Here is a 6,913-nt window from a genome sequence, read left to right as displayed (position 1 = left end):
CCACGCCGACCCGGCTAATGTTCATGGGGAGTTCTCCTCATCCTAAGGCTGGTAAGTGATGCACTCACCCACCAGTGTGGCGCAACGACGCCGGTGTAGGGTGGGGAGGACTCCATCCCATTGCTTAAGCGGGCCATCAGAAGGCAGTCGGGCATGCTGTAAACGCTTCAGGAGCGGGGCTGGTCCGGCGACAGGCCTGCGAGGAGGCGCTGTGAACCCCTCCCTGGGCGCTACCGATGCCATCCATGGCATCGGACCTCCTCTTCGGCCTATCCCCGGCGCCCCGCAACCACCCAACTGTTCTGCCCTATATTGGGGAGAATCAGCCCTCCAGGGCCTCGAGCACCTGACTGGTGATCTCGTCGACGCTGCCGACACCCTCGACGCGGTGGTAGGTTGGGGCGGCCTCCGGGTCCTGTTCGGCCCACTGCCGGTAGTAGTCGACCAGCGGCGCGGTCTGCTCGTGGTAGACCGCCAGGCGGTTGCGCACGGTGGACTCGCGGTCGTCGTCGCGCTGGATCAGCGGCTCGCCGGTGACGTCGTCCTTGCCCGCTTCCTTCGGCGGATTGTACTCGACGTGATAGACGCGGCCAGAGCCCGGGTGGACGCGGCGGCCGGCCAGGCGCTTGACGATCTCCTCGTCCTCGACGGCGATCTCCAGTACGTGGTCGATCTTCACCCCCGCGTCCTTCATGGCATCGGCCTGGGGAAGGGTGCGCGGGAAGCCGTCGAACAGGAAGCCGTTCTCGCAGTCCGGCTGGGCGATGCGCTCCTTGACCAGGGCGATGATGATGTCGTCGGACACCAGGCCCCCGCTGGTCATGATCTCCTTGACCTTGAGCCCCAGCTCACTGCCCTCCTTGACCGCGGCGCGCAGCATGTCGCCGGTGGAAATCTGCGGAATCTTGAACCGCTCGCAGATGAACTGGGCCTGGGTGCCCTTGCCGGCACCCGGGGCGCCCAACAGGATCAAACGCATGTTCTTGTACCTCGGTAGGTAAGTGGTCGTCACAAGCGAAGAAAGGGATGGGAGGGAACGATAACCGTGGCATCGTCCGTAGACAAGCGACCCGACCCGAAAGTCGTGGAGAAAGCGGAAAAAACCGGTTGCAGATCAATTCGCTGACTGCCGAATAGCACTTTGGTCTTCCCTGGGCCATTGTGCCTGATCGGCGCACCAAACAGCGACGGCGCCTCGCGGCGCCGTCGTCGATCCATCGCCCGGGCAATTACAGCAGCAGGCGGCGGATATCGGTCAGCAACTGACCGAGCAAGGCGGTGAAGCGCGCCGCATCGGCGCCATTGACCGCCCGGTGGTCGTAGGAGAGGCACAGCGGCATCGTCAGCCGTGGCTCGAAGGCCTTGCCGTCCCACACCGGCTTCATCTGCGCCTTGGAGATGCCGAGGATGGCGACCTCCGGGGCGTTGACGATCGGCGTGAAGGCGGTGCCGCCGATGGAGCCCAGGCTGGAGATGGTGAAGCAGCCGCCGGTCATCTCCTCGCGCTTGAGCTTCTTCGACTGGGCCTTCTTGGCCAGTTCCACGGACTCCTTGGCCAGATCGATCAGCGACTTCTTGTCGGCGTCGCGGATCACCGGGACCATCAGACCGTCCGGAGTGTCCACGGCAATGCCGATGTGGACGTACTTCTTCCACACCACCGTCTCGCCGTCGGACGTGAGGCTGACGTTGAACTGCGGGTACTGACGCAGGGCGAAGGCGCACGCCTTGATCAGGAAGGGCAGCGGCGTGAGCTTGGCGCCCTGGGCCTCGGCCTCGGCCTTCATGGACTTGCGGAAGGCCTCCAGCTCGGTGATGTCCGCCTCGTCGAACTGGGTGACGTGGGGCAGGTTGACCCAGCTGCGATGCAGGTTGGTGGCGCCCATCTTCATCAGGCGGCCCATGGGCTTCTCTTCCACCTCGCCGAACTGGCTGAAGTCCTGGTCCGGGATCGGCGGGATGCCGGAACCGCCGGCGGCCGCCGGGGCGGCGGCAGGCGCTTGGGCCTTGCCGGCCATCACCTGCTTGACGTAGGCGTGGACATCCTCCTTCAGCACCCGCTCCTTCGGGCCGCTGGGCTTGACCAGCCCCAGGTCGACCCCCAACTCGCGGGCCAGCATGCGTACCGCCGGACCGGCGTGGACCAGCTTGCTGTCGCGGGGCTTGTGGGCCGCCATCTGGGCTTCCGGGCTCGGCGTCCCGGCCGGTGTCGGTGCCGGCTTGTCGGCCTTCGGCGCCTCGGCCTTCCGCTCGGCCGGCTTCGGTGTCGGCTTGGCACCCGCCACTTCGATATAGCCGATCAGGTCGCCCTCGGAGACGGTATCGCCCTCCCTGACGGAGAGCTCCACCAGCTTGCCCTTGAAGGGGCTGGGCACGTCCATGGAGGCCTTGTCGGATTCCAGGGTGATCAGCGGGTCTTCCTCGTCGAGATCGTCGCCCACGGTGGCGACGACCTCGATCACCGGCACATCGTAGGAGCCGGAGAGGTCCGGCACCCGGATCTCGCGGCGCTCGGGCTCGCCGCTGGCGACCTCCCCCTCTTCCTCGGCCGGTGCGGGCTCGGCACGGGATTCGGCGGCCGCGGGCGTCTCGGCCTCACCGCCGCCCTCACCGCCCCCCCCGTCCGCGATCTCCATGGTACCGATGACATCGCCCTCGGAGACGGTATCCCCCTCCTTGACGGTCAACGAGACGAGCTTGCCGGTGTGGGGGCTGGGCACGTCCATGGAGGCCTTGTCGGACTCCAGGGTGATCAGGGTGTCCTCTTCGGCGACCTCGTCGCCCTCGGCCACCGCCACCTCGATGATCTCCACGTCGGACGAACCACCGAGATCCGGCACCTTGACCTCCACGGTACGCTTGCCACCAGCAGCCGCGGCCGCTGGCGCCGCCGGCGCCGGTTCGGGCGCCGGCGCCACAGCAGGCTGCTCGGCGGCCGATGCGGGATTGGCGGCCCCGCCGCCGGCCACCTCCAGCTCGACGATATCGTCGCCTTCGGAGACGGTGTCGCCCTCCTTGACCAACACCTTGATGACCTTGCCGCCCTTCGGCGCCGGTACATCCATGGAGGCCTTGTCGGACTCCAGGGTGATCAGGGTATCCTCGACGTCGATCACGTCGCCTTCCGACACCGCGATCTCGATGATTTCCACATCGGTATCGCCACCGATGTCGGGAACTTTGATGATTTCGCTACTCAAGGTCGCGCTCCTTCCAAATCGTGCCTGGAACAGGCGGGCCCCAGGCCCGCCAGCCACCTGATCAACTGGTCAGCGGATTGGGCTTGTTGGGATCGATGCCGTACTTCCCGACTGCCTCGCCCACCACCTTGCGGTCGAGTTCGCCGCGGTCGGCCAGCGCCTTGAGCGCGGCCACGGTGACGAAGTAGCGATCGACCTCGAAGAAGTGACGCAGCTTCTTGCGGGTATCGGAGCGGCCGAAGCCGTCGGTCCCCAGTACATGGTAGTCGGTCGGCACCCAGGCACGGACCTGGTCGGCGAACAGACGCATGTAGTCGGTGGAGGCGATGGCCGGCCCCTGGCGGCCCTCCAGGCACCGGGTGAGGTGCGGCTTGGCCGGCTCGGCATCCGGGTTCAGGAACGCCTCGCGCTCCAGGCCCAACGCCTCGCGGCGCAGCTCGTTGAAGCTGGTGACGCTCCAGATGTCGGCGCCGACACCCCAGTCGGAGGCCAGCAGCTCGGCGGCCGCCTCGACCTCGCGCAGGATGGTGCCGGAACCCATCAGCTGGACGCGGCCCTTGTCGCCCTGAGTCTCGCGCAGCAGGTACATGCCCTTGATGATGTCCTCGGCGGGCACCGTCTCGAGCGCGGGATGTTCGTAGTTCTCGTTCATCACCGTCAGGTAGTAGAAGCAGTTCTCCTTGTCGGCGAACATGCGCTTCAGGCCGTCCTGGACGATCACGGCGACCTCATGGGCATAGGTCGGGTCGTAGCTGCGGCAGTTGGGAATGGTCGACGACTGGAGATGGCTGTGGCCGTCCTGGTGCTGCAGCCCCTCGCCGTTGAGGGTGGTCCGACCGGCGGTGCCGCCGACCAGGAAGCCGCGCGCCTGCAGGTCACCGGCGGCCCAGGCCAGGTCGCCGATGCGCTGGAAGCCGAACATCGAGTAGTAGACGTAGAACGGCAGCAGCGTCAGGTTGTTGTTGCTGTAGGAGGTGGCCGCGGCGATCCACGCCGACATGGCCCCCGCCTCGGAGATGCCTTCCTCGAGGATCTGGCCCTGCTTGTCCTCGCGGTAGAACATGATCTGGCCCTTGTCGACGGGCTCGTACTTCTGGCCTTCGGAGGTGTAGATGCCGAGCTGGCGGAACATGCCCTCCATGCCGAAGGTCCGCGCCTCGTCGGGGATGATCGGCACCACCTGCTTGCCGATCTTCTTGTCCTTCACCAGGCCGTTGAGGATGCGCACGAAGGCCATGGTGGTGGAGACCTCACGACCCTTGGAGCCACCGGTCTGGGAGGCGAAGATCTTGTCGTCCAGGTCGGGGATCGGCAGCGCCTCGAAGTCGCTGCGACGCTGCGGCAGGTAACCGCCCAGGCGCTCGCGCTGCAGGTGCATGTACTTGAGCTCCGGGGAGTCGTCCTCGGGCTTGTAGTACGGCACCTCCTTGAGCTGCCCATCGGTCAGCGGAATACCGAAGCGGTCGCGGAAGGTGCGCAGCGCCTCGTATTCCATGGTCTTGACCTGGTGGGCCTCGTTGGCCGCCTCGCCGTCGCCGCCGCCCATGCCGTAGCCCTTGACGGTGTGTGCCAGGATCACGGTGGGCTTGCCGTTGGTGGTATTGACCGCCTGGTGGTAGGCCGCATAGACCTTGAACGGGTCGTGCCCGCCGCGGTTGAGCTTCCAGATGTCCTCGTCGGACATGTCCTTGACCATCTCGGCGGTTTCCGGGTACTTGCCGAAGAAGTGCTCCCGGGTATAGGCGCCGCCGTTGGCCTTGTAGTTCTGGTACTCGCCGTCGACCGCCTCGTCCATGCGCTTCTGCAGGATGCCCTTCTTGTCCTTCTCGAACAGCGGGTCCCACAGGCGGCCCCAGACCACCTTGAGCACGTTCCAGCCGGCACCGCGGAACACGCCCTCGAGCTCGTCCATGATCCGCGAGTTGCCGCGCACCGGACCGTCGAGGCGCTGCAGGTTGCAGTTGATGACGAAGATCAGGTTGTCGAGGTTCTCGCGGCCGGCCAGGGAGATGGCGCCCAGGGATTCCGGCTCGTCGCACTCGCCGTCGCCCATGAAGCACCAGATCTTGCGGTCATGCATGTCCTTGAGCTCGCGGGAGTCAAGGTACTTCATCACATGGGCCTGGTAGATCGCCTGGATGGGACCGAGACCCATGGAGACGGTGGGGAACTGCCAGAAGTCAGGCATCAGCCAGGGGTGCGGGTAGGACGAGAGGCCATCGCCGTCGACTTCCTGGCGATACTTGTCCATCTGCGCCTCGGTCAGGCGCCCCTCCAGGTAGGCGCGGGCATAGACGCCCGGTGCCACATGGCCCTGGATGTAGACCAGGTCACCCTCGAAGTCGCCCTTCGGGGCACGGAAGAAGTGGTTGAAGCCCACGTCGTAGAGAGTGGCCGCCGACATGAAGCTGGCGATATGGCCGCCGAGGCCGGGATTGGCCCGGTTGTTGCGAATCACCTGGGCGATGGCGTTGTAGCGGATCAGCGAGCGGATGCGCCGCTCCATGAAGAGATCGCCCGGCATCGGCGCCTCGCGGTGCACCGGGATGGTGTTGCGATGCGGGGTGGTCACCGAGAAGGGTACCTGCATGCCGTCCCGGCGCAGGCGGTCGGCCAGGCGGGTCAACAGGTACTGGGCACGTTCCTCGCCCTCGCGATCCAGCACCGATTCCAGGGAATCCAACCATTCCGTGGACTCGATCGGATCGAGATCCTCTCTTGTCTCCAGACTCATAGACGTCTCTCCGAATGACGATGGGGTGTCGATTGCCCCACATTGCTGGGGCAGGGGTGCTCTCTCTTTTTTTTTGAGATGCCGTGCACGCCGCATGTCGGGGGTGGTGTAGTAATTTTACAAGACGGCTCGGCATACCCGCCGCTGGTGGCGGAGAAGATACCGTAAACGCCTCGCCCTGCCAATTCAAGGTGGAAATGGAAATATTTTTCATAAACTGACATCGCGACGCAACACAAGGCATTACGTGCGCGTAAAGGCCACGAATTCGACTAAGGACAAGGGTTTGTAGCCGAACTACCGTATGAATCAAGCGTGCCATCCAACTTGATCGTTCATGTCCATCTACCGCCCCGAACTGCGTAGTCGTTCCAACACTGCCGGCCCAGCAACTGGCGGAAGTAGGCCCAGTCGAAGGCCGGGCCGGGGTCGCTCTTGCGCAGCGGCGCCACCCGGGCATGGCTGGTGATGCGGCGCCCGGTCAGTGCCGGGTAGGTGGCCAGCAGCTCGGCGGTGGTCGCCGCCAGCGCCCGGTACTGGGCGAGCGTATAGGGCGAGACCTCGTCGCCTTCCAGCTCGATACCGATGGAGAAGTCGTTGAGGGCGGCGCGCGGCCAGCCGTCATCGCACCAGTGCGACCGGCCGGCGTGCCAGGCCCGCTCCCCGAAGGGCACGAACTGCACGCACTCGCCGTCACGCCGGATCAACAGGTGCGCCGAGACGCGCAACTCGGCGATGCCGGCGAAGTAGGGGTGGGCCTTCGGGTCGAGGCGATTGGTGAACAGGCGCTCGATGTGCTCGCCGCCGAACTGCCCCGGCGGCAGGCTGATGGAGTGCAGCACCAGTAGCGAGACCTCGCCCTCGGGGCGTGCATCCCGGTTGGGCGACGGCACCCGCCGAGCGCCTGACAGCCATCCCGCCTCGATCGGCATCGCCTTCCCCTGACGTCTTCCGTGTGGATTCCCTATAATGGACGCCT

Annotated in this window: 4 protein-coding genes; all 4 read right to left on the bottom strand. The window is 65.7% G+C overall.

From position 1 onward, the window contains the following. Positions 1 to 322: 322 nt before the first annotated feature. On the bottom strand, positions 323 to 979 hold the full coding sequence (gene adk, locus MKP05_RS14030) for an adenylate kinase (protein ID WP_240568864.1): 657 nt from the start codon (positions 977 to 979) through the stop codon (positions 323 to 325). Between the two features lie 250 nt (positions 980 to 1,229). Next, positions 1,230 to 3,200 (bottom strand): pyruvate dehydrogenase complex dihydrolipoyllysine-residue acetyltransferase, encoded by a 1,971-nt coding sequence (aceF, locus tag MKP05_RS14025; protein WP_240568863.1) that lies wholly within the window; start codon positions 3,198 to 3,200, stop codon positions 1,230 to 1,232. 61 nt (positions 3,201 to 3,261) lie between these two features. Further along, the gene (gene aceE / locus MKP05_RS14020; RefSeq protein ID WP_240568862.1) at positions 3,262 to 5,934 is read right to left on the bottom strand and encodes a pyruvate dehydrogenase (acetyl-transferring), homodimeric type; all 2,673 of its coding nucleotides are present in this window, start codon (positions 5,932 to 5,934) and stop codon (positions 3,262 to 3,264) included. 335 nt (positions 5,935 to 6,269) lie between these two features. Then, the gene (ampD, locus tag MKP05_RS14015; RefSeq protein ID WP_240568861.1) at positions 6,270 to 6,866 is read right to left on the bottom strand and encodes a 1,6-anhydro-N-acetylmuramyl-L-alanine amidase AmpD; all 597 of its coding nucleotides are present in this window, start codon (positions 6,864 to 6,866) and stop codon (positions 6,270 to 6,272) included. Positions 6,867 to 6,913 lie beyond the last annotated feature (47 nt).

Origin of the sequence: Halomonas flagellata (assembly GCF_022487945.1) — a bacterium.
GTDB lineage: Bacteria > Pseudomonadota > Gammaproteobacteria > Pseudomonadales > Halomonadaceae > Halomonas > Halomonas flagellata.
Note: the sequence above shows the minus strand (reverse complement) of the source record. Positions and strands in the feature narration are given on the sequence as shown.

Bases quoted from the DNA above. Each gene is read 5' to 3' on its own strand.
- ampD (WP_240568861.1), bottom strand. From the start codon at position 6,866: ATGCCGATCGAGGCGGGATGGCTGTCAGGCGCTCGGCGGGTGCCGTCG.
- aceE (WP_240568862.1), bottom strand. From the start codon at position 5,934: ATGAGTCTGGAGACAAGAGAGGATCTCGATCCGATCGAGTCCACGGAA.
- adk (WP_240568864.1), bottom strand. From the start codon at position 979: ATGCGTTTGATCCTGTTGGGCGCCCCGGGTGCCGGCAAGGGCACCCAG.